A 20,983-nucleotide genomic window follows, 5' to 3' on the forward strand; every position below is an offset into this window, starting at 1 on the left:
CTCAGTGTGAAATTGAGCGACAGGCATAGGGAAATCGTTTCTGCATCGTTGTTGCCACGTGGCAACCGGTCACCTGCAGCGCGATTTCTTCAAGAAGGACGGTGATATGAGCAAGGGTAATCGCGGCTTCGGAAGTAGCCTGACAGAGGGTCTCGACGACGCGGATCTGGATGTGTCGATGCCGTCCGAAAGCATCATGGCGAGCCGCAGCCAGACGCTCGCGAGGTTGGCTGCGGGCAAGGTCGTCACCGATCGGACCGAGTGGGTCGATCCCGCCCGATGCCGTCCCTGGCGTCTTCACAACCGTGACCTCGATCATCTCGACGAGGAGACGTGCCGCGATCTCATCGATGCTTTTCTGTCGGCAAAGAAGCAGCGCATCCCCGCAATCGTTCGCCGCCTCCAGAACGATCCCGATCATGACTTCGAGATCATTGCCGGGGTACGGCGCTGGTGGACCGTGCAGTGGCTGCGGGCGCATCACCATCCTGATTTCGAATACCTCGTCACGATACAGCACGTGTCCGACGAAGAGGCGTTCCGTGTCTCCGACATCGAGAACCGCTCGCGCAAGGATATCTCGGATTGGGAGCGGGCGAAGGAGTACATGCGGGCGCTCGACGAATTCTACGACGGGTCGCAGAGCGAGATGGCAGAGCATCTCAAGATTTCGCGTTCGTGGCTCAGCCGTCTGCTCGACGTCGCTCGCCTCCCAGCGGAGATCGTCGAGGCCTTCGCGGACACGCACGAGATCACCGTGCGCGTTGCGCGCGATATCAAGCCACTCGCGGGCGACGCGCGCGCGCTGGCGCTGATGGCTCAGGAGGCCAGGCTGATCGGTGATGAGCGGTCAGATTTGGGCACCAAGCTCAGCGGTCCGGAAGTAGCTAGGCGCCTCGTCAAGGCCACTGTCGCCAAGGCCAAGGTCAAGGATGATGCCGAGTCGGTGGTGAAGGCGGCGAATGGAAAGCCGATGCTGCGTTACACTCGCTCTGTTCGAAGCGGACTGACCTTGCGGGTCTTGCCTAAGTCGGGTGCTTCGGTGGACGAGGTTCTGGCGGCGATCCGGCGGTTGATGGCGGATTAGAAGATGTGCGCGCTTGCCGATGCGTGCGGGCATCGTGGGTCAGTTTTCGGGCGACAAAAGGCCAAATGTCTCGAAAATGCCGTTAGAGGGTTTTGGAGCGCGTTTTTCGGCTAGAGGCACTTTGGGCCAGAATTTGTCATTTTGGCGCTGTAGGGTGTGTTTGCGGCGACGTTGAAATTGAGGTTTTGAACAGGAAGTGGTGCGAGCTAGGGCAAAGATTGGCCTGGGATGATCCCCCCGGGCCTCCTGCGATTCAGTTCTTGGCACCGCGTGCCAGCAGGTTATCGAGCAGGGCAATCGACTTGTCGAAGTCGTCCAGAGCATCTGCCGAGAATGCAAGTTCCCCGGCATCGCCCGATATTCCCAAGCTTGCGCGATGGCCGATGGATGCGGAATAAAGGATTGATCCGGAAATTGTCCTGCGCTCGACCAGCCCGTCGCTTTCGAGCGTAGCCATCATTCCGCGTACCCCCAGCCGGCTTGCCCCAAGCACGCTTTCCATTTGGGCCGATCGCATGGGACCGAACCCGGCCAGGACTTCCCACAAGGCCGGCGCGCGCGATGACCTGCGACGGCCCGCCGGGCGCTGTCGCATGGATTGCGATAGCGGCGATGCTTCACGAAGTTTTTGGAGCATGTCCTGAGCTATTTTGCATAGCGCATCGGCTCGTTTGATCCGGGCGATCTCAGGGCTGTTTTCTCTCAGCGCATCCACGCCGATCAAGCCCATCACGGGGAGGGGGATGCACAGAAAGCCCGCCGCGTGCAGATCCTCGCCACATTGCAGTTCGATCGCCCATAGAGGGGGAGGAGCATGTTCTGCGGCAGACCATCGCGGCAGATCTTGTCTGGTCGATGGGACATGTCGTTCAGGCGGTGCGAAGCGGACACTTCGCAGGACATCGCCATAAAGCGTAGAAAGCAAAGCAAAAGGCGTGTCCCCGGCTGCGCGTCGGTGCTGCTCGACCAGGACACGGGCATGGCTGACGATGGCGTGAATTCGCGAGTGGGCGTTTTCCGCCTCCAGATCCTGCGGCGCAAGAAACGCTGACTTCATTCGGATCGCGATGTCTTGGAGAGGTGGCCAACCACAGTGAGCCAACTCAGTGAATACCGCTTCACACAGCACCCGAGGCGGATTTTCTTGCCGGGTGTGTGTATCCGAGAGAGTGGTCAGGCCCGCAAACCATGCGTGGAAACGGTGTTCTGTGAAGGCATGACCTTCCTGGCGAAGGGTGGCGATCAGCGTTTCGCGCAGCAGCCGCGCTGCGAAAATGCGCAAGGCGGGCGGCGCACCATGCTCCAGAGCGCCATCAAGGCGGCCCAGGGCCAGTGCAGCGCTACATTCGGCAATTGCGCTGGGCGTCACTTCCATCTTTCATCACAATGATCGATGCCACGAGAATCGCAGAAATCAAGGCTTTGAGCGTTGCATTGTATAGTGAAGTGCATTTATATTTACAACTGCTGGTGCGCCTTGGATTTTGTTCCCGTTGAGGTCTCCATGGCCATCGCCGACGCCACGTTTTCGTCAGGCGGACAGCTACAATCCGAGTGTTCTGGATTTACAGGAAACATGTATGGAGCGCCGCTCAATGGCAGCCCCTCCACACTATCATGAGGCCAGCACGAACGGCAGTCACGCGCGTGACAATGCAGGCATCAAGCGGACACAGACGATCGAAAACCGCCGTGCACTGCCGTCATGCCTGACGGGGCAATTCATGCGGGTGACGCAAGGGGGGGGCGATGTCGATCACCCTCGGCCGGCTCCCAACCCCGTTGACGCACGGTGTCGTTTGGCCGTTGTTGCCCGACAGAGCGTCCAAGACATAGCGAGAGAAGATCATGATGCTACCTCAATTGCCCAGTCTGCGTCTCGATGGCCGCCGTGCGGTGGTGACTGGAGCGGGGCGGGGTATCGGTCTTGCCGCCGCCGCCGCGCTGGCGCAGGCGGGCGCGGACGTCACCCTCGTCGCACGTACGGCATCCGAGATCGAGGTGGCCGCGGCGGCGATCGCGGGGCAGGGCGGCGCGGCTGTCGCCGCGACACTCGACGTGTCGGACATTGGCGCCGTGGCAGCGTTCTTCGAGGCGCAGGAGCCTTTCCATGTCCTCGTCAACAATGCTGGAACCAACCGGCCCAAGCCAATGTGGGAGGTCACGGACGAGGACTACGATGCGGTGCTCGACCTCAACCTCAAAAGCGCGTTCTTCGTGGCGCAGGCATGTGTCCGGCAGATGATGGCCGGGGCGGTCAAGGGAAGCCTGATCCACATGGGTTCCCAGATGGGGCACGTCGGCGGGCCGAACCGGACGCTGTACTGCGCGTCCAAATGGGCGCTGGAGGGCATGAACAAGGCCATGGCGCTGGACCTCGCGGCGCACGGCATCCGATCCAACACCATCGCCCCGACCTTCATAGAGACGCCCCTCACCAAGCCTTACTTCGAGGACGAGGCATTCAAGGCGAGCGTCCTGTCGAAGATCAAGCTGGGCCGCGTCGGGCAGGTTGAGGACCTTATGGGCGCGGTGGTGTTCCTGGCGTCGGACGCGTCGGCGCTGATGACCGGGACCAGCATGATCGTCGACGGAGGCTGGACGGCAGATTGAAGGGCGGTCGGGCGATTTAGCAAGGCGCTAAGGATGGGTTAGCGCCGCGATAGCGCGATCCGGCGGCGTGTCTGGTCGGCAGGGGAGCCGGCGACGAAAGCTCGGGCTGTGCGTGTGCCGCCACCGCTTCACCGCCTTTCGGGAACAAACTGGGTTGTCCGACGATTACACGGGCTGCGCCGCGACCGGGGTTGCAAACTGGCCGGGTTGCAAACTGGCCGGGTCGCAAACTGGATCGCAAATGTCCGAGCACCGCCGGTACGGTCGGTCGGAAAGGCCCGTCGGCATGGTCCGGTGGATACAAAAAGCAGGATGATCAACACGCGATGAGCGTAACCAACAGCCCAGCTTCCGCTTCGACTTCGGCCGCAATTGCCGCCCGCGATATCTCCGCGCAGATGCGCGACCTCTGGGGATCCACGCTGGCCTGGTTCCAGACGTACTGGCTGCAGATCATCATCGCCGGTGTAATTGCCGTCACGATCGTCACCGCGCTCTATGCGCTGCGGCGGCTGGGCGCCAAGCTATGCCGGCCGGACCGGACACGCGGCGACTGGCTGGTCGTGGTGGGCCGGGTCGTCTCGAAGACGACCAACTATTTCATCATCATGGTCGCGATCCGCGCGGTGGACGGATATGCCCAGACGCCGCCGACGCTCGACCAGTTCATCACCTTCTTCTTCACGCTGGCCGCAGTCCTGCAGGGCGCCATCTGGGCGCGCGAGTTCATCCTCGGCGCGATCGAGCACCGCACGTCCGCCGAGCATTTCCAGGGCGAGGCGATCATCAACGCGATGGGGCTGATCCGCCTTTTGGTCAGCGTGGTGGTGTTCGCGGTGGCGGCGGTTGTGCTGCTCGACAACTTGGGGGTCAACGTCACCGGGCTGGTCGCGGGCCTCGGCGTCGGCGGTATCGCGATCGGTCTGGCGGCGCAGGGCATCTTCGCCGACCTCTTCGCGGCACTGGCGATCATCTTCGACCGGCCGTTCAGCAAGGGCGACCAGGTCAGCTTCGACAGCAGTTCCGGCACGATCGAGGCGATCGGCCTCAAGTCCACGCGCATCCGCGCCTATACCGGCGAACTGCGGATCATCTCGAACAAGAACCTGCTCGACAAGGAAATCCTCAACGTCAGCGGGCGGGATCACATTCGCATGCCGTTCACGATCGGGGTCGCCTACGAAACGCCGCCGGAGACGCTGGCGCGCGTTCCCGCGATCCTCAAGGAACTGGTCGAGGCCGAGGGCGGCAGGGCCTCGCGCGCCGGGTTCGAGAGCTTCGGCGCCAGTTCGCTGGACTTCTCGCTGCTGGTCGATGTGCCGGGCAAGGACTGGAGCATCGCGCATCCGCTGCGCGACAGGCTGGTGGTCGCGATCATGAAGCGCTTCGCGCAGGAGGGCATCTCGATTCCCTATCCTACCCAGACAACCTTGACGGCAGCCCCCGACGGGACGCTCATCATGCCCTATTCCGCCAGTCCGGACGCACTGCCGGCGGCGCGCGAGCGGATACACAGCTAGAGCATAAAGCTCTGCGTTCCCCGCTGTTCGGGGATGCAAGCTTCCCGAAATTCGTATAGCTCTGCCCGGCGATGGAGATTTCAGGACACATCGCCGCCGATCCGCACGAACCGTCGATGCCGGCCGTCCCCGATGTTGCGGGGACGCCGGTCGTATCGGCGCCCCGCAAGTCGTTGTGGAAGCGGATCAAGCTGGGTCTGGCGGCGGCGCTGTTCCTGCTGGTCGCGACGATCGGGTATCTGGCCGTGACCGCGCCGCTCTCGAAGTCGCTGCAGCCCATCGCGCCGCCCGAGATCACGCTGCTGGCGGCCGACGGCACCCCGATCGCGCGCAACGGGGCGATCACCGATGCGCCGGTCGACGTGTCGAAGCTGCCGCCGCATGTCGTCCATGCCTTCCTCGCCATCGAGGACCGGCGGTTCTACACGCACTGGGGCATCGATCCCCGCGGGATCGCCCGCGCCGCCTGGAGCAATCTCACCGGTGGGAGCACGCAGGGCGGCAGCACGATCACGCAGCAGCTCGCCAAGTTCACCTTCCTGACCGCCGAGCGGTCGATGACCCGCAAGGCGCGCGAACTGCTGATCGCGTTCTGGCTCGAGGCGTGGCTGACCAAGGACGAAATCCTCGAGCGCTACCTTTCGAACGCCTACTTTGGCGACAACACGTACGGCCTGCGTGCCGCCTCGATGCACTACTTCCACCGTCAGCCCGAGAAGCTGACCGAGGGGCAGGGGGCCTTGCTGGCGGGGCTGATGAAGGCGCCTTCCAAACTGGCGCCGACCAACAATTTTGCGCTCTCGCAAAAGCGCATGCGGCTGGTGCTGCAGACTATGGTCGAGGCGGGCTACATGACCGCGCAGGAGGCGAGGGCGGTGCCCACGCCCCGGCTCGATGTGCGTGACCGCAGCGAACTGCCGACCGGCACCTATTTCGCCGACTGGGCGCTCCCGCAGGCACGGCAGATCGAGGCGGCGGGCTATGCCGGGCAGACCTATCGCACCACGCTGGATTCCCGGCTCCAGGCCGCCGCGCACCGCGCCATCCGCGAGGCCGGGGGCGGGATGCAGGTGGCGCTGGTGGCGATGCGCAAGAACGGCGAAGTCGTGGCGATGGTGGGCGGGCGGGACTATTCCGCCAGCCCCTTCAACCGCGTCACGCAGGCCCGGCGCCAGCCCGGATCGACCTTCAAGCTGTTCGTCTACCTCGCCGCGCTGAAGGCAGGGATGGATCCCGAGGACACGATTGCCAATACGCCGATCGAGAGCGGATCGTACCGCCCGCAGAACGCCGGCGGCGCCTATTCGCCCACGATCACGCTGGAGGATGCTTTCGCGCGGTCGAGCAATGTCGCGGCCGTTCGCCTGTTCTCGCAAGTGGGAGACGAGGCGGTCATCGACATGGCGCGGCGCCTGGGCGTCACTTCGCCGCTGCCGGCAGGCGATCCCAGCCTGGCGCTCGGTACCGCAACCATGACGCTCATGGAACTGACCTCGGCCTACGCGGGTGTCGCCGCCAACAGCTTCCCGGTGGCGCCGCGCGCGTTTCCGGTGCCCGAGGCGGGGTGGTTCGACTGGCTCATAGACGGCAAGCGCAGTCTTTCCTCGCACGACCACGAGGCGATCGAGGGGATGTTGCGCGCCACGATCAACCGCGGCACCGGCCACGCGGCGATGCTGCGCGGACCCAACTTCGGCAAGACCGGCACCAGCCAGGAGAACCGTGACGCGCTGTTCGTGGGATATTCGGGCGACCTCGTGGTCGGCGTATGGGTCGGCAACGATGACAACTCGCCGCTCAAGGGCGTGTCGGGCGGCACCATACCCGCCCGCATCTGGCGCGACTTCATGCGCGATGCGCTGGGCGAGCGGCCGACACCGCGTCCGAAGGCGGCAGACCCCGATGGTCCGGTCCAGCCGCTCGACGTGCCGGAGATCGGCGACATTCCGGTCGGCGACGACAGCCATATCCGCATCGAGGACGGGCAGGCAGTCCTCAGTACGAAGGTCGAAGGCGTGCCGCTCGACCTTCGGCTGGACGGGCAGGGGCTGCGGGTCGGGCCGGGCGAGGGGGCCACGCCAGCGCCGAAGATCACGTCGTCGCCGTCTCCCTCGCCGTAACTCAGACCGGGATCTTGGTTCGGTATACCACCGGCCGCAGCGCGAAGCTGGTCGTGACCTGTGCCACGCCGCCGATGCGGGTCAATTTCGAGCGCAGGAAGTCCTCGAACATGCCGAGCGAAGGCACCAGCACGCGCAGCTGGTAGTCCGCCTCGCCGGTCATCAGGTAGCATTCCATGACCTCGGGGAACGCCATCACCGCTTCCTCGAAAGCCTCCAGGTGGCGGTCGCCCTGCTGGTCGAGGCGGACGCGGACGAACGCGGTGACGCCAAGGCCCACCGCCTCGGGATCGACGAGCGCCACGTAGCGCGTGATCACGCCGTCGCTTTCCAGCTGCTTCAGCCGCCGCAGACAGGGGGAGGGCGACAGGCCGACCCGCTCCGAGAGTTCCTGATTGGTGATGCGCCCGTCGGACTGGACCTGTTCGAGGATGCGCCTGTCGAGGGAGTCGAGAGCATGGCTTGGCATGATATGGCGCCTTGAGAACAGATATCGGCAGAAGCTGCCAATATCTAGTGCATCCCGGCACGACTTGGCAAGGACATGCTACTCGCGCCGATGTATCCTGCCTCTGCGCCGGCGAGCGCTGCGTTGAGGGACTGAAACCATGGCCGATACGATTTCCCGCGATCGCGACGAACTCGTCGACACGCTCGAGGCGCTCGAGAAGCGCCTGCTGTGGCTATCGGCCTGGACGATCCACAATGCCAACCACCTGCGCCCCAAGCGCGACGGCCTGAAGGTCGGCGGCCATCAGGCCAGCTGCGCCTCGATGACCGCGATCATGGCCGCGCTCTATTTCCACGCGCTGCGCCCGCAGGACAAGGTAGCGGTCAAGCCGCATGCCGGGCCGGTGCTCCACGCGATCCAATATCTGCTGGGCAACCAGTCGCAGGACAAGCTGGAGCGTTTCCGCGGCCTCGGCGGCGTGCAGAGCTATCCTTCGCGCACCAAGGACACGATTCCGGTCGACTTCTCGACCGGCTCGGTCGGCCTCGGGGTGGCAATCACCGCCTTCACCAGCCTGGTCCAGGATTATCTCATCGCCCACGACCAGGTCCGCGAGGAGGACGCCGGGCGCATGATCGCGCTGATGGGCGACGCCGAACTCGACGAAGGCAACATCTACGAGTGCCTGATCGAGGGCTACAAGCACGACTTGCGCAACTGCTGGTGGGTGGTCGACTACAACCGCCAGTCGCTCGACAGCACGACGGCCGACCGCATGTTCCGCCGCTTCGACGACATCTTCGAAACCTGCGGCTGGCGGGTCGTCACGCTGAAGTACGGCAAGCTCCAGCGCGAGGCATTCAAGCGGCCCGGCGGCAAGGCGATCGAGGAATGGATCGATCAGTGCCCCAACGCCGACTTCGCGGTGCTGACCTACCAGGGCGGCGCGGCCTGGCGCGGGCGGCTCATGGCCGACATCGGCGAAAAGCCGCAGGTGAAGGCGCTGCTGGACAGCTTCGACGACGACGGTCTCGCCGCGCTGATGACCAACCTTGGCGGGCACTGCATCCAGTCGCTGGTCGAGGCCTTTGACGCTTGCCAGGACGACCGGCCGACGCTGTTCATCGCCTATACCGTCAAGGGCCACGGGTTGCCGCTCGCCGGGCACAAGGACAACCATTCGGGCATGATGAACCCGCCTCAGATGGAGCATTTCCGGGCGAGCATGGGCATTGAGCCGGGCCGCGAGTGGGAGCCCTGGGGCGGCCTCGGCGACAATGCCGCCACCCGGCTCGAGGCTTTCGTCAAGCAGAGCGCGCTTGCCCGCAAGGACCCGGAGCCCGCCGCACCGATGATCTCGGTGCCGTTGCTGGCGGCGCCCGAAGGCCAGGAGCAGTCCACGCAGGCCGCCTTCGGACGCATCCTGCTCGATATCGCCAAGTCGGGCGAGGAACTGGGCGACCGCATCGTCACCACCGCGCCCGACGTCACGCAGACCACCAACCTGGGCGGTTTCGTCAACCAGCGCGGCCTGTTCCGCCGCAGCGAACTGGTCGACGTGTTCCACAAGGCGAAAATCCCCTCGGCACAGAAGTGGCGGGCGCACGGCGCGGGCCAGCACATCGAACTGGGCATCGCCGAGAGCAACTTCTTCACCCTGCTGGCCTCGCTCGGCCTGGCTGCCCCGCATTTCGGGACGCGGCTGCTGCCGGTCGGCACCGTCTACGATCCCTTCATCGCGCGCGGCCTCGATGCGCTGAACTACGGCTGCTACCAGGACGCGCGGTTCCTGCTCGTCGGCACCCCGGCGGGCCTGACGCTGGCGGCGGAGGGCGGTGCGCACCAGTCGATCAACACCCCGCTGATCGGCATGGGGCAGCCGGGCCTGACCTACTTCGAGCCCGCCTTCGCCGACGAACTGGCGCTGATCATGGGCTGGGCCTTCGAACACATGCAGCGCGACGACGGCGGCTCGGTTTACCTTCGCCTGTCGACCCGTGTGATCCCGCAAATCGCGCGCGAGGACGAGACGTGGCGCGAAGACGCGCTCAAGGGCGGCTACTGGCTGCGCAAACCCGCGCCCGGCGCGCAGGCGGCAATCGCCTTCTCCGGGACCGTCGCGCCCGAGGCGCTGTCGGCCTGGGAGCAGCTCGCCGACGACCTTCCCGGCCTTGGTCTGCTCAACGTCACCTCGCCCGACCTGCTCCATCGCGGTTGGTCGGCGCGCCGCGCGGCGCGCTGGAAGGGCGTGCGGCCAGAGCCGTGCCATGCGGAAACACTGCTGGAGGCGCTGGCGCCTGGGGCCGGCCTCGTCACCGTGCTCGACGGCTCGCCCGGCGCGCTGTCATGGCTGGGCGGCGTCACCGGCATGCGCACCAGTCCGCTCGGCACCGACCGCTTTGGCCAGACCGGCGACCTGCCGGACCTCTACCGCACCTATCGCCTCGACGCCGAAGCGATCATCGACGCTGCGGCCGAGCTGTTCCTCTAGGATCGACCTCGCCATTGCGAGTTAGCAGCGCGATCAGGGCCGCGCGGACCGTCCCGGATCGCTCCGCTACGCTCGCAATGGCGGAAGGTTCGGCGGAAAACGCGCGCAGTCGGCCAGGCAGACCGCGTCGTATCGGCAGGGTCGCAATCATATCGCAGCCGATCCGACTGGTTTTCCTTCAGGTCGTATCCGGGAATCCCTCACCCCCCGCAGTCTCGAAAACGCGCAAAACCGGGTATCAGGCTGCGCCCAGAGCGGACTTTGCGCGGGATCCGCGGGTGCATTCCACGCCTCGCGCGCCCTTTTGCGCCATCGGCGGGGTCATAGGGCCGGAGCGGCTCCAATTGCGCGTGAACCCACGCCGCGCGTCCGTAGTCTAACCGGCAAGGGCGCATACCGCACCCATTGGCGAAGATCGGGCAGGGCAGCCGCGTATCATGAGGGCACTTTCTACAACCACGAACGGGAGGGCGGCCCGGCACCGATCGCTGCGCGGCAGCCTGCTCGCCATCGGCGCTGCCTTGGCGGCGTTGGTGCAACCGGCGCTGGCGCAGGGCACGGCGCCCGAGGTCAACGAGTCCCCCACGCTCAATCGCGACCGTCTCGACCGCGTGGATGCCGCCGTTCCGCGCGCCGCGGCTCCGGCCCAGCTGCCGTCCGCTGCGGTCAGCGTCGCGGCGGCCGCTCCGGCGCAGGTCGCCCTGACCCAGGTCCGCTACGAAGGCGCCACGCTCGCTCCCGAAACGCTCGACGCCGCGACGCGGCCGTTCGTCGGCTCGCCGCTAGACCGCGACACCCTGCAGAAGCTCGCGAACGCGGTGAGCGCCGCTTACGCGCAGAGCGACATCGCATTCTACGCCGTGAGCATTCCCGCCCAATCGGGCGCCGGCGGCGTGCTCGTCGTGCGCGTGGTCGAAGGGCGCATCGTCGAATACAAGCTGGCGAGCGAGACCCGCAGCACCCCCAGGCACCTGATCGACGCGCACGTCCGCCGCCTCATGCGCGAGACGCCGACGCACAAGTCGACGGTCGAGCGCACGCTGTCGCTGCTGCGGGACATTCCCGGCCAGACGGTTGAGGCGAACTTGCGCGGCACGGCCAACCCTGGCGAACTGGCACTCGATCTCGATGTGAAGCGCAAGCAGGTCGAAGTGACGCTCAACCTCAATAACCGGGGCGTCTTCAACGTCACTACGGGCATCCAGGCGCAGGTGGCCGTGGCGGTCAACGGTCTGCTGCGCGAAGGCGACAGCACGCGTCTATCAGGCTACGTCCCGTTCGAGCCGCACCGCTACCAGTTCTATTCGGCGAGCCACTCGACGCCGATCGGATCGAGCGGAACGACACTGGGGTTGAGCGGGGGCTACGTTCGTACCCGCACCCGGGGTCTGGAAATCCTGGGCAAGGCCAAGCAGCTGGGAGCCGTGATCGTCCATCCGCTTATCCGCTCATATAAGCGCAACCTGTCGCTGACCGCCTCGCTCGACGGCACCAACAGCAATAACTATTATCTCGATACCGCATTCGGCGGCTTTCGTACCCGCGCGGTCCGGCTGGGTGCGAACTGGTCATCGATCGGCAAGACCAGCGGTTACGGCGTTTCTCTCAGCCTGAGCCAGGGCCTCGATGCATTGGGCGCGCGGCCGATAGTGGGTTATTCCGAGACGGGCTTCCGCAAGGCGAACCTCCAGGCGACCCTCATAAAGGAAATCGGCCCAAGGCTGGCGGCGAAAGCAACCCTGCGCGCGCAATATAGCGCGGACCTGTTGCCTACGACCGAACGGTTCGTGCTGGGCGGTGAAGGGGCCGGCCTCGCGTTCCGCGATGGTTTCCTCACCGCCGACAAGGCCGCCGCCGCGGGCGCCGAGGTATCCTACAGGGTTCTGGGCGGAAAGGCCGATGCTCGCGGGCTGACCATATTCGCTTACGCCGACGGTGCGATAGCGAATTCCTACGCCCGGCCCGTCTACCGGTTGCCCGATAGCAATTATACCCTGGCCTCGGCCGGCGGAGGTGCAAGAATTGCACCTGTCAAGGGATGGCTTGCGACAGCACAACTTGCCATACCTGTCAAGAGTCCTTTTGACGGGATGAGCAAAAAGGCGCGCTTCTTCTTCAGCGTCTCCCGCACACTCTGACACCGCCGTTTTGCGTATACGCAAAACTCTCGCTTCAGCGGCGAACAGGACATTACCATGCAGAACATCTGGGAAGTCTGGCCCGATGCCCTCTCCGAGGCCGAGTGCGATGCCATCGTTGCGCGCGCGGAACATTACGCGCCAGCGGAGGCGACCGTCGGCTTTTCTGAAAGTCTCCGTAGCGACGGCGGGTACCGCACCTCCACCATTCGCTGGTTTGACGTATTCCGCGAAAAGGAAATAGTCAGCCGCGTCATGGACTTCGTGCACTCTTCCAACCGCACTAACTTCGGTGTCGATATCGCGGCGCCCTACGAACTTCAGTTCACAGAATACCGTGCGACCAACAAGGGTCACTACGATTGGCATCATGACGTCTGGATGGAATCCCCACGTCCCTACGCCCGCAAGCTCTCGGTCGTCGTGCAATTGTCATCCCCAGAGGATTACAAGGGCGGCGAGTTCGAGTTCTTCGGCATTCAAAGTCCTGCGACCACTTTCACCGGACGCGGCAGTCTGCTGATCTTTCCATCTTTTCTCCAGCATCGGGTCCTTCCGGTAACCGATGGATTGCGCCGCAGTCTGGTGACCTGGGTGGAAGGTCCGAACTGGCGCTGAAGTCTGCCGCGCCAATCGCAGCCACAACGGGGATGCTCGTCTTGTGGCATCAGGATTATACCCTCTCCCCTGCGCAATTCGAAGGAAAGGGCAAAATGATAGGACAGAGGGCAGTGCCGCGAGGCACAAAATTGAACGCAAAGTGCGCAAACATCCGTGCCAGTCGCGACTCCTGGATGTCTTCGGAACGAGGCTAGTTCGGCTGGCAAAGCACCGGCCCTGCTTCACTATTCTTGCGAACATACACTGCCGTCCATCACCCCTGGGTCCAGCGAAGGAAATGATCTTGCAAAAAATCCTGTCCTTGACTGCGATAGCCCGCCTGTGCGTCGGGATTTTGGCGGCGCTTGCCGCAATTTGTGGCTCCTCTGCGCAGGCGCAAACCTACGGTTCCGACGCGACGACACCCGGTGAGGCTTCCGTTGCCGGGGCGCTGGATACGGTCGTAAATTCGGATGCCAGCCCTTATGCCCAGATGCTCGGTACTCTTGATGCTCTACCCAGCGAGTCTCGCGCCGATGCGCTGGGACAGTTGGGGCCTCGGAACTACCGTTTGATGCCGCGGCTTTCGATCCAGTCGATGGACGCCATCGATCGCGAAATCCGCGGCTACCTGGCGCAACGGCGCGAGATGATGCTCGACGCATCGGCGGCAGTTCCCACGAGCGGCGACAAGACGATCACCGCGATGTTCGGCTATGGCTTGAAACAGGGCAACTACAAGGCGCGTATCGATCGGCCGTCAGCCAACTCCGACAGTCGTTCGGTACGCGCGGGCTTCGACATAGCGCCGTTAAACGGCCTGATCGTGGGCGCGTCGATCGGCATCGATGGCGTAGACGCCAATCTCGATCGCAGTCAGCGACCGCGTAGCACCGTGTTCAATGCGGGGGTGACGCCGTACGCCAGCTATACCAAGGGGCGTTTCTACGTCGACGCAACCGCCGGATATACCCGCAGCTGGTACCAGCTGCGCCGTCAGATTTCGTGGACCGGGTTCAACAGCCAGCTGCAGGCCGGAGCGGAAGGCGATAACGCCTCAGCTTCTGCCGAGGCTGGCGGCATCCTGCAGCTCGGCGCCCTTCGGGCGCAACCCTTCGCCGGGCTGCAATACCGCTATGCCGACCTCGGCGGCATAGTAGAGAGCGGAGGCGCGGCTTCCCTGGCGATTGCCAAATTCAAGACCGAGTCGGTGCGAAGCACTCTTGGTCTGCGCGCCTCCGCTACACTTCACAGAGGCAACTGGACGCTTCGCCCCATGGTCGATGCCCAATGGCAACGCGAATTGCGATCGCATCCCGACAGTCGCATCGAAGCAACGTTCGCGAGCGGCGGCACCCCGATTTTTACGCTGCCTGCCGGCCGTTACGACCGCGACGCGGCCATCTTCGGCGCGGGTGTGAGTGCCGTCCATGGCGAGCGCACGGCGGTTTGCCTCTCGTACTCGGGCGAGTTTTCAAATGATCGCCGAGTTCACGGTTTCGCGGTCACTGCCAGTCGTCGCTTCTGATCCGAGCAAGAGCCGGACAGCGAGCCGTTTGATAGAGCCGATCCGGACATAGTCTTCGCGGCAGGACGATTCTGCATTCGCTATGCATGTGCCAACGGATCATGGCAGCAGGGGAGCGGCTGATGGGTGGCTTTGTTCGGGATATTCTCACCACGCTTTCCTACGAACCCGATGCCGCCGACGCTTCGCGGGCGGAGGGTCTGGAACTCTCGCGACTGGACCAGCGGCTCGCCGGTTTCGTCCAGGGCAACGGGCGCCGGACGGCGATTTCCATTCGGCCCGGCGATTGTTCGGTGTGGGATGGCAATCCGCGCGACGTTCCAGGGCTCTCTGCCGACAGCTGCCGGACATTGATTGAATCGATTGCACAGGAAGACGGAAACCGCATTCCTGTCCTCGTGAGGCAGAATCCGCCGGGCTCCGAACTGCCTTACGAACTGCTTGTGGGTAGCCGGCGCCGCTTCTCGGTCAACTGGCTCAATCACAATGGCCGGCCTGAAATCCGACTCAACGCCATGGTCGTCGATCTGAGCGACGAGGAGGCGTTCAGGCTCGCGGACATCGAGAACCGCGAAAGGCAGGATATCACCGAACTGGACCGCGCGCGCAGCTATCAGGGCGCCGTGGATCGGTTCTACGGAGGGGTGCAGTCTCGCATGGCCGAGGCGCTCAACCTTTCGAACAGCCAGCTCAGCCGACTGTTGTCGATGGCGCAGATGCCGGATGACGTGGTCGATGCCTTCGCCACGCGCGAAGAATTGCGCGTGCGACATTCAGAGGTGCTCACGCCGCTGCTCCGGCGTCCCGAGCAGCGTGACCGCGTGCTGGCGGCCGCCCGCGCCATAGGACAGGAACAGCAACGGCTGGCAGCGGCGGGCGATCGCATGATCCCTCCCGCCACGGTTCTGACCCGTCTCAAGCAGGCCGCCATGGACGGTGGAACATCACGCAGCCAGGATATGCAGATCGTCGTCGGCGAAAACCAGGTCGGGCGGATCAAGCCTGGGCGCGATGGGCTCTCGGTTGATCTGGCGATCGCTTCGGATGCGGATCTCGACAGCGTGCTGTCCGCTCTGCGCGCCGCCATTCTGGACAGCCGCGCCCGAGTCGCGGCGGAAGTCGATCCAAACCTCGACTGAAGATCTGCCCTTGCGAAGAAAAAGTGCAGGGGTCCTTCACGAACAACTTTCAATCCGGCTCCATTGCCCGGCCGACGCGCAAGCCCCCACTTGCGCGTCGGCCGTCTCTTTTTGCGCGGTATCCACGCCGTCCGCACGGGGTTTGCGGGCACTGTGCGTATTTCGCGCGTGGCTTTACACGCATCTAGGGGGCTTTCCTGGGAGCCTCTAAACGCCGTCTTATTCAAGCAGGCACGTGTGGCCGCAGCGGCTTCTTCTTGGCGCGATCTCGCCTCCGACTGTGCCTAACCCTTTGCGGACTGGGCATGTCATGGAGGACAACACAATGCGTAACACACCGCGCCAATCCGCGAGGCACATCCTGCTTTGCGCCACGGCCATCCCTCTTCTTCTCCTGGGCGCTTGCGCCGATGGCGTCGGCTTTCGCGTAGGCGCCGGCGGCGGCGGCACGCCGTCGGGTCCATCCGGGCCGAGCGGTCCATCCGGTCCGAGCAGCCCGTCGGGTCCGAGCAGCCCGTCGGGTCCGAGCAGCCCGTCGGGTCCGAGCAGCCCGTCGGGTCCGAGCGATCCATCCGGTCCCACCGGGCCTGCAGGTCCGACTGGCCCCGGAGGTCCGACTGGCCCGGGAGGTCCGACTGGCCCCGGAGGTCCGACTGGTCCCGGAGGTCCGACTGGTCCCGGAGGTCCGACTGGCCCCGGAAGTCCGACTGGCCCCGGAGGTCCGACCGGCCCCGGAGGTCCGACCGGTCCCGGAGGTCCGACCGGTCCCACTGGCCCCACTGGCCCCACCGGCATGACCGGCCCGGTCGCTGGTGTCACCATCGGCGGTAACCCGATCCTCGGTCCGAGCGGCCCAGGGACGTTGATCGATGTCAATGTCACGCCGGGTACCTCGACGCCCAACGGAGGCACCATCGCGGTCGATGTGCTGACCGGAAACGGCCAGGTAGTGAACGTCGCCCTGCCGACCACGGCGGCGCAGGCGCAGGAAGCGCTTGCTCCGGTGGGCACTCTGGCCGGATCGCTCCTTGGTCCGCAGGTCGGCTCGACGGTCACGCAGCTCACGAATGGGCTTTCGCCCGCCGTGGCCGGCGTCACCTCGACGGTCAGCCAGGTGACGACGCCCCTGCTCGGTACCGTGGACGCGGTGCTGGCGCCGGTCGTCGGTCAGAACGGCATCCTTGCCCCGGTTACCGGACAGCTCGGCGACCTCGTCGGCGGACTTACGGGGAGCTTGCCGGGCGGCGGTTCGGGCACGGCCCCGGCTTACGCCGGGCCGATCCTCGGCGTCGACCTCGGCAACAATGCCCTGACCGGGCCGAGCAGCGCCGGAACGCTTGCGGGGGTCAACGTGCTCTCGAACAATCCGGGGCTCGTCGCGGGTCAGTTGGTGACGGCAGACGTGCTTGCTGATGGCAATGTCCTTGCTGTGACGCTGCCGACCACCGCCGCGGGGGTTGCCCAAGGGCTGGCGCCCGTGGGCAACTTGGCCGGCTCGCTGCTGGGTGCGCAAGTCGGTACGGGTGTCACGCAAGTGACCAACGGCCTGGCACCGGTAGTGGCGCCTGTCACGAACGCCGTCGATGCGGTGGCTTCGCCAGTGCTCGACGCAGTGAACGGCTCGCTCGGACAAGCGGTCGGCGGCATCGGCTCGGGCGGGACCGGTAACGTCCTGGCTCCCGTGACCGGCGTGGTCGGGAACCTTCTGGGCGGCACTGGCGGCGGCTCGGGTACGGGCGATGTCCTCGCTCCGGTAACGGGAGTGGTGGGCGGCCTTCTGGGCGGTGCCGGCAACGGCTCGGGTGCCGGCGATGTGCTGGCTCCGGTTACCGGTGTCGTCGGCGGCCTCCTGGGAGGTACGGGCGGCGGCACCGGGAGCGGAAACGTCCTGGCTCCGGTGACCGGCGTCGTGGGCGGTTCGCTCAGCGGCACGGTCGGCGGCTCGGTGAGCGGCTCCGTGACAGGCTCCGTCACCGGCGTCGTCGGCGGTCTGCTTGGCGGAACGACTGGCGGCTCGTCCGGCACGGGCTCGCTGCTGTCCCCCCTGGGCGGACTGCTGGGGCGCGCGGGCAACTAACGAGGCTGGCGTGTCCGCCGCTCTGTTGCCCTCCCCCTGGTTGGACACGCTGCAGCCCGACCTCGGATGACGAGGTGGGGGGAGGGGGTGGCCCCCGCCATGGGCCACCCCCTCCATTTTCTTTTCCCGCAAGCTGGGGGAGGCTTGCGGGACAGTATGAGGAGGAATTCATGCCGAACCACACAGCACCTTATGCCCGCGACCTCCTTCGCATCGCCCTCGATCTGCTGAATGACGAGGAATCGCTGGCCGCAGTCGCCATGATTTCAGGGGCGATCGAAGTACTCGACCACAAGGCCGAGCAGCCGGCCGCACGCAGCACTCTCGGCTGGAAAGGCGGTCACCGCCATGCCGAACGAACGAGTTGCCGCAGCTGCGCCTGAAACTACTAAGGACTTATCCTCAGCTAACAGAGCTACCGGAATAATCCCTCATTGTTATTGATTTGGAAACGTACAACAACCTAAGTGACAGTAAGTAGCACCGGCTTGGACAAAAATCGGGCTGCGGGAGAGCAGAAAGAGGTAGTCACATGCGCAATGAAAACGCGCTGGTCCTCCTCATCGATGATGTGAACGAGATCGTTGAGGAATTGCTGACGTTCATGGAGCTTCACGGCATCCCCGCAATCGGGGTGTCGGATCTCGACGAGGCGATCGCCGCTCTGGAGGACAACCCTTCGATCCGGGTGCTCGCCTGCGATGTCCGGCTGGGGCGAGATTCGGGGCTTTCGATCATTCCGCGCATTCGCACTCATGCCGAACTTCATATGCGCGCGTTCCGCTACCTTTTTATCACCGGCGACCAGATTCGGCCGGACCCGGCGTTGATCATGCCGGACCACATGGTTCTGACGAAGCCCGTGCGACCGCAGGTCCTGATCGAAGTCCTGCGGGATTTGTTGGGCGAACTCGAAATATCGACGCAGCATGGAGACGGTTCACGATGAGACCGAACGAAATCACGCAGCGCGACATCGAAAACTGGAGCCGATCGACGCCCGCGAAGCAGTCGTGCCGTACAGCTGAAGATACTGTTGCCCCGTCTCCGTGCGGTAGCTTCGAGCTGGATGAGGCGCGTCAGTGGTTCGATACCCTGGCCGCGAAATCGCGACTGGCCGATCTGGGCGAGCAGTCGTGCGCCCTCGCGCATGAACTGCGTCAGCCGCTGTTCTCGATCTCAGTCGCGAACGAGAACCTGCGCATGATGCTGGGGCGGTCGGACATGACGAGGGGGCAGCTGGACAAGGCGATCACGCGCATCGCCGAGCAGGTCGAGCGCGCGCAGACCATCATCGCCCGGACCCTGGCTTATGCGGCCGGGCGGGACATGGGTACGGTTCGCGCGGATATCGGGCTGGCGGCGAGCAATGCCGTGGAATTCCTCAGACCCCTGTTCGAAGGCGCCAATATCGAAATCGACGAGGGCGGACCGCACATGCATGCCGGGGTGGCGCTGTGCCAGGTCGAGGCGGAGCAAATATTCGTCAACATATTGCGCAATGCCGCCGAAAGCATCGAGGGGCGGCGCGAGGCGGGCTGGGATGGCCGTGGGCGCATCGCGATCAGGTTGAGGCAGAAGGGCGATACCGTCCAATGCGTGGTTTCCGACAACGGCGCCGGGCTAGCCAGCGGCTTGGCGCAGGCTGTGTTCGAGCCGTTCTTTACCACCAAACCGCGGATCGGTACCGGCCTTGGTCTTCATATCTGCCGGCAGGCGGTGGAAAAGGTTGGCGGCACCGTCCGGCTGATCGCTGACGAGCAGGAAGGCGCGCGCGTCGAGATCGACCTGCCGCTGGCCTCCGCGTCCTAGGTCCGGATATCAGATGTCGTCGCGGCCCAGTCGGATGATGAAGCGAACGGGCTGACGGTCGCGTACCAGACACCGGAAATCGCTTGAGGCATCCCGTGCTACCTGCTCGAGCAGCCACAAGGTGGCCTCGTCTATGCGGCGGCTGGGCATAGCCTGGCCAGACGGGTCAGTCGATTCCACCGTGATGACGATATGGGCCGGCGTGACCGCCGCATGCAACATCACGTCACCGCGCAGCTTCTTGCCGTCCGGACCGAGGAAGCCCCCAAAGGCGCTGAGCAGCGCCGCCACGGCCATCATCTCCAGAGCGCCATGCTGACCGGGCACGAGATGGTCGAGGGCATTGCCTTTCAGATTCACCGAGACGCCGTGATGGCGCACGTTCGATTTCGTGGCCGCCAGCGCGCGCTCCAGCGCACTGCGCACGGTCAGTTCTCCGTCGCCGTCGCTGCCGTCGCGGCCGAACCAGCGGAACAGGCTGAGAATACTCGCTGCGCCTTCGGTGTGGGAAGCGATCCGCTTGACCCGCTCCTGCAGTTGCAGGCGGCTTTCGTCCTCGATGCTCAGGTGCTCGATGATATAGTCCATGTTGGCGTTTGCCATCGAGATCACGTTGAGGGGCTGCGCAAGGTCGTGGAGCATTCCGCTGGTGATCCTGCCAAGCAGCAGGTCGCGAGTTACCTCGCCGAGGCCACCGTCGCCCCAGGCCAGCAGCCTTGCGTCGACCACCGCAAGATGGCGGGTGATGCCGGCCCCGATGAACGCGGCGCAAACTGCCGCGATCGCGACCGCAGCCTGTACCACGGGTCCGGTCAGGATGAAGTGAAGGCTCAGTCCCACGCTCCCTATGATCATGGCCAGCAGCCAGGACCATCGTGATGCCTGAAGCAGCGCGGGTGCCAGACGTCGTGGAAAGACCGCAGCCGCGACCATGAGCACGAGATCGGCCCAGTAGACTGCGGATTGGCTTGCGCCTGGCACATAGAAAAGCCCTATCGCGAGCAACCCGGCAATGGCGAGCGCCATGACAGTCCGATGCAGGACGAACAGCCCGCCGGCCGCGATGGCGCTTAGGACACCGGCGCCTGGCGCCGCGGCCGACGTCAGCCCCAAAATCAGGGCGCAGATGGCGACGGCGGCCGGGTAGAGGCGGGTACCGTCTTCCCAGGGCCGTGCTCTACGGGTGCGCTGCGAGAACGGGATTATCGGCCTATCCCCTCGATGCCTGATGTTCGGATTGGTCGTTGTCGCATCGTCTTCCTCATTATCGTGCCCGCATTCTCCGGGACTGCCGAAAGAGAGGGTCGCGCCGTTAAGTGCACGAACCGTCGATTGGCTCCCGAGCGTGATACGCAAACCGTCGTCGACTCGCCGAAAAGTTCGTGTGAATCCAAGGAAATCCGTCCG

At 64.8% G+C, this 20,983-nt stretch carries 16 protein-coding genes; 13 read left to right on the forward strand and 3 right to left on the reverse strand.

The window, feature by feature from the left end:
• Positions 1–106 precede the first annotated feature (106 nt).
• Positions 107–1,087, forward strand: a complete 981-nt coding sequence (locus AC07M9_RS14710) for a ParB/RepB/Spo0J family partition protein (protein ID WP_494885043.1) — start codon at positions 107–109, stop codon at positions 1,085–1,087.
• 253 nt (positions 1,088–1,340) lie between these two features.
• Here the strand turns inward: AC07M9_RS14710 and AC07M9_RS14715 are convergent, their stop codons facing one another.
• Complete coding sequence (locus tag AC07M9_RS14715) at positions 1,341–2,462, reverse strand: hypothetical protein (RefSeq protein WP_494884589.1); 1,122 nt, start codon at positions 2,460–2,462, stop codon at positions 1,341–1,343.
• A gap of 473 nt (positions 2,463–2,935) precedes the next feature.
• Here AC07M9_RS14715 and AC07M9_RS14720 point away from each other — a divergent pair, with 473 nt between their 5' ends.
• From AC07M9_RS14720 to AC07M9_RS14730, 3 genes are all read left to right on the forward strand, one after another.
• Positions 2,936–3,700, forward strand: coding sequence for an SDR family NAD(P)-dependent oxidoreductase (locus AC07M9_RS14720; protein ID WP_494884591.1), 765 nt, complete (start codon positions 2,936–2,938; stop codon positions 3,698–3,700).
• A gap of 326 nt (positions 3,701–4,026) precedes the next feature.
• Positions 4,027–5,220 carry a mechanosensitive ion channel family protein gene (locus AC07M9_RS14725; RefSeq protein ID WP_494884593.1) on the forward strand — a complete coding sequence of 398 codons (1,194 nt, stop codon included), beginning with the start codon at positions 4,027–4,029 and terminating at the stop codon, positions 5,218–5,220.
• Between the two features lie 71 nt (positions 5,221–5,291).
• Positions 5,292–7,340 carry a transglycosylase domain-containing protein gene (locus tag AC07M9_RS14730; RefSeq protein ID WP_494884594.1) on the forward strand — a complete coding sequence of 683 codons (2,049 nt, stop codon included), beginning with the start codon at positions 5,292–5,294 and terminating at the stop codon, positions 7,338–7,340.
• Position 7,341: 1 nt separating this feature from the next.
• Here AC07M9_RS14730 and AC07M9_RS14735 read toward each other — a convergent pair whose 3' ends face one another.
• Entirely contained in the window at positions 7,342–7,809 is a 468-nt protein-coding gene (locus tag AC07M9_RS14735; RefSeq protein ID WP_494884596.1) for an Lrp/AsnC family transcriptional regulator, read from the reverse strand.
• Between the two features lie 139 nt (positions 7,810–7,948).
• Between AC07M9_RS14735 and AC07M9_RS14740 the strand changes: the two genes are divergently transcribed.
• From AC07M9_RS14740 to AC07M9_RS14780, 9 genes are all read left to right on the forward strand, one after another.
• A complete protein-coding gene (locus tag AC07M9_RS14740) occupies positions 7,949–10,282 on the forward strand; it encodes a thiamine pyrophosphate-binding protein (protein WP_494884598.1) in 2,334 nt (777 codons plus the stop codon).
• 437 nt (positions 10,283–10,719) lie between these two features.
• Positions 10,720–12,420 (forward strand): ShlB/FhaC/HecB family hemolysin secretion/activation protein, encoded by a 1,701-nt coding sequence (locus tag AC07M9_RS14745; RefSeq protein WP_494884600.1) that lies wholly within the window; start codon positions 10,720–10,722, stop codon positions 12,418–12,420.
• 57 nt (positions 12,421–12,477) lie between these two features.
• On the forward strand, positions 12,478–13,038 hold the full coding sequence (locus AC07M9_RS14750; protein WP_494884602.1) for a 2OG-Fe(II) oxygenase: 561 nt from the start codon (positions 12,478–12,480) through the stop codon (positions 13,036–13,038).
• A gap of 286 nt (positions 13,039–13,324) precedes the next feature.
• The gene (locus tag AC07M9_RS14755) at positions 13,325–14,548 is read left to right on the forward strand and encodes an autotransporter outer membrane beta-barrel domain-containing protein (protein WP_494884604.1); all 1,224 of its coding nucleotides are present in this window, start codon (positions 13,325–13,327) and stop codon (positions 14,546–14,548) included.
• Positions 14,549–14,670: 122 nt separating this feature from the next.
• Positions 14,671–15,687 carry a ParB/RepB/Spo0J family partition protein gene (locus tag AC07M9_RS14760; protein WP_494884605.1) on the forward strand — a complete coding sequence of 339 codons (1,017 nt, stop codon included), beginning with the start codon at positions 14,671–14,673 and terminating at the stop codon, positions 15,685–15,687.
• Positions 15,688–16,549: 862 nt separating this feature from the next.
• Positions 16,550–17,764 (forward strand): hypothetical protein, encoded by a 1,215-nt coding sequence (locus tag AC07M9_RS14765; RefSeq protein ID WP_494884607.1) that lies wholly within the window; start codon positions 16,550–16,552, stop codon positions 17,762–17,764.
• Between the two features lie 170 nt (positions 17,765–17,934).
• Positions 17,935–18,147: a hypothetical protein gene (locus tag AC07M9_RS14770; RefSeq protein ID WP_494884609.1), complete on the forward strand. Its 213-nt coding sequence runs from the start codon at positions 17,935–17,937 to the stop codon at positions 18,145–18,147.
• A gap of 149 nt (positions 18,148–18,296) precedes the next feature.
• A complete protein-coding gene (locus AC07M9_RS14775; protein WP_494884611.1) occupies positions 18,297–18,713 on the forward strand; it encodes a response regulator in 417 nt (138 codons plus the stop codon).
• Positions 18,710–19,576 carry a sensor histidine kinase gene (locus tag AC07M9_RS14780; RefSeq protein WP_494884612.1) on the forward strand — a complete coding sequence of 289 codons (867 nt, stop codon included), beginning with the start codon at positions 18,710–18,712 and terminating at the stop codon, positions 19,574–19,576. Before AC07M9_RS14775 ends, AC07M9_RS14780 begins: the two co-directional genes overlap by 4 nt.
• Before the next feature lie 9 nt (positions 19,577–19,585).
• On the opposite strand, the gene AC07M9_RS14785 is transcribed toward AC07M9_RS14780, so the two are convergent.
• On the reverse strand, positions 19,586–20,932 hold the full coding sequence (locus AC07M9_RS14785) for a hypothetical protein (protein WP_494884614.1): 1,347 nt from the start codon (positions 20,930–20,932) through the stop codon (positions 19,586–19,588).
• Positions 20,933–20,983: the final 51 nt, after the last annotated feature.

Source organism: Novosphingobium sp. GW821-FHT09E05, assembly GCF_059416165.1.

Bases quoted from the DNA above. Each gene is read 5' to 3' on its own strand.
- AC07M9_RS14750 (WP_494884602.1), top strand. From the start codon at position 12,478: ATGCAGAACATCTGGGAAGTCTGGCCCGATGCCCTCTCCGAGGCCGAG.
- AC07M9_RS14710 (WP_494885043.1), top strand. From the start codon at position 107: ATGAGCAAGGGTAATCGCGGCTTCGGAAGTAGCCTGACAGAGGGTCTC.
- AC07M9_RS14725 (WP_494884593.1), top strand. From the start codon at position 4,027: ATGAGCGTAACCAACAGCCCAGCTTCCGCTTCGACTTCGGCCGCAATT.
- AC07M9_RS14730 (WP_494884594.1), top strand. From the start codon at position 5,292: ATGGAGATTTCAGGACACATCGCCGCCGATCCGCACGAACCGTCGATG.
- AC07M9_RS14780 (WP_494884612.1), top strand. From the start codon at position 18,710: ATGAGACCGAACGAAATCACGCAGCGCGACATCGAAAACTGGAGCCGA.
- AC07M9_RS14715 (WP_494884589.1), bottom strand. From the start codon at position 2,462: ATGGAAGTGACGCCCAGCGCAATTGCCGAATGTAGCGCTGCACTGGCC.
- AC07M9_RS14745 (WP_494884600.1), top strand. From the start codon at position 10,720: ATGAGGGCACTTTCTACAACCACGAACGGGAGGGCGGCCCGGCACCGA.
- AC07M9_RS14770 (WP_494884609.1), top strand. From the start codon at position 17,935: ATGCCGAACCACACAGCACCTTATGCCCGCGACCTCCTTCGCATCGCC.
- AC07M9_RS14740 (WP_494884598.1), top strand. From the start codon at position 7,949: ATGGCCGATACGATTTCCCGCGATCGCGACGAACTCGTCGACACGCTC.
- AC07M9_RS14735 (WP_494884596.1), bottom strand. From the start codon at position 7,809: ATGCCAAGCCATGCTCTCGACTCCCTCGACAGGCGCATCCTCGAACAG.
- AC07M9_RS14775 (WP_494884611.1), top strand. From the start codon at position 18,297: ATGCGCAATGAAAACGCGCTGGTCCTCCTCATCGATGATGTGAACGAG.
- AC07M9_RS14720 (WP_494884591.1), top strand. From the start codon at position 2,936: ATGATGCTACCTCAATTGCCCAGTCTGCGTCTCGATGGCCGCCGTGCG.
- AC07M9_RS14760 (WP_494884605.1), top strand. From the start codon at position 14,671: ATGGGTGGCTTTGTTCGGGATATTCTCACCACGCTTTCCTACGAACCC.